Below are 1,898 nucleotides of genomic sequence, written 5' to 3' on the forward strand. Positions count from 1 at the left end.
AAATTATGCCGTATTTAATCAATTTAAAACAAAATTTCACGCAACACGCTTTGTCTGATCTTGCAGAACTCAATAGCAAGTATTCCATTATCTTGTATCGTTGGTTATCTATGAATTATAACCAGTACGAGCATTATAGTTACAAGGGTGGGCGCCGAGAAGAACAAGTGGAAGCCTACCGCAATCCTTCAATTTCCATGCGAGAATTACGAGAAATGACGGACACGGTCAATGAATACAAATTATTCACTAACTTTAGCAAGAAAGTTTTAGATAAACCCCTTGAAGAAATCAATGATCGGACCTCATTTAATATTGCCTATGAGAAAGTGAAAAAAGGTAAAAGCATTGATTCTATTGTCTTTCATATCACGAAAAAACGTCGAGCAGACGATAACAGCTACAAGTTGGAAGATAAAGTCTACCAAGAAGATAAAGCACGTAAAGCAGAAACCGAAGACATGCTGACGGTACAAGCCCTAAAAAGTCCGTATACCAAGCTGCTTATGGAACATTTCTTATTGTCTTATCTAGACTTGACGGATACTAAAATTCTTTCAGGCTTACAAGCACACGTGTACCCTCTCTATGACGAACTGAAAGACTTACGAGGTTTGAATGGGGTCAAAGACCACTTGTCTTATGTGAGAGCCAAGCGAGAAGACTACTCAAAGAAAAATATCACTAAGTATCTCAAAAAAGCAATCGAGCAATACCTACCCACGGTTAAAAGGCAGGACTTATGATGAGTGAAAAGTTAAAGACAATTAAAGTGGACTAATGTCAAATATTTAGACACAAAATGAGCTATATTTTTGGAAAGTCAACGAAAAACTAGACACGGAGTTAAGAGAATTTAAGAATTATATTTTTCAAAGTCTTTTGGCGACTTGTAATCAAGACCTGAATGCATCCTTTTTGTATTGTAATAGGTCTCAATGTATTTAAATATTTCTTGAGTAGCCTCAGCTCTTGTCTCAAAATGAGCATCATTAATAAGCTCCCTCTTTAGCGTCTTATAAAAAGACTCCATCATTGCATTGTCATATGGATTTCCTTTACGACTCATGCTAGATTGAGCACCGACTTGACGAAGAGTAGATTGATAACGAGAGCTTGTATATTGACTCCCTTGATCAGTATGGACAATCAAGCCAGGCTGAGGATGTTCTTTCCCACAAGCTTGTAAGAAGCAATCCCTCACCAGTTTATCTTGCATCCGTGAAGACATTGACCAGCCTACAATCTTACGTGAAAAAACGTCGATATTCACGGCTAAGTATAAGGTGCCTTCTTTGGTAGGGATATAGGTCATGTCTCCCAGCCATACTTTATTAGGAGCTGTTGCTTTAAAGATCTGATTAATTAAATTGGGTCTTGAAAGCGAAGCTCCTTTTCTGTTGTAATGTTTATATTTATAACGGCTTCCCTTGGCATAAAGTCCCATCAAGTGCATCAGTTTCCCAACACGTTTCGTGTTGGTCATAATACCAGTATTATGAAGTACCTTGGTAATTCTAACCGCACCATAGCGTCCCTTATGCTCATGAAAGACAGCTTTTATCTTCTCTGAGAGAATTTCTCTCTCCACTTGTTGTTTTGAAGGACGACGATGCATGTATTCATAGAAACCTGAGCGAGAAACCTTAAGAACTTTTACTGCATGCTTAATTTTTATCTTCCCATGATGTTTCAAGAGAAATTCAAAACGTTTTACTTGCTTCGCTTCAAGAAGACCCGGAACTTTTTTAGAAGTTCAAGTTCCTCCTGAAGATAACGATTTTCTTTCTCTAACAATTTAATCCAGGCCCGTGCGCTGGGCGTCATCCGGCCCGGGCCCGTGCGCCGGGCGTCATCCGGGCCGTCACCCCGCGTTCGGCGTCCACCGGGCCGTCACC

General features: G+C 39.7%; 1 protein-coding gene and 1 pseudogene. One reads left to right on the forward strand and one right to left on the reverse strand.

Translation table 11 applies throughout. The annotated features are described in order from the left end of the window. A partial coding sequence (locus tag AB0912_RS35835; RefSeq protein WP_366707519.1) for a RepB family plasmid replication initiator protein occupies positions 1 to 746 on the forward strand: 746 nt, incomplete at its 5' end. Positions 747 to 856: 110 nt separating this feature from the next. Here the strand turns inward: AB0912_RS35835 and AB0912_RS35840 are convergent. Further along, a pseudogene (locus AB0912_RS35840) lies at positions 857 to 1,818 on the reverse strand (IS3-like element IS1068 family transposase); the annotation flags it as partial. Between the last annotated feature and the right edge of the window lie 80 nt (positions 1,819 to 1,898).

This window comes from Streptomyces sp. NPDC007084 (assembly GCF_040703595.1).
In the GTDB taxonomy this organism is placed as follows: Bacteria; Actinomycetota; Actinomycetes; order Streptomycetales; family Streptomycetaceae; genus Streptomyces.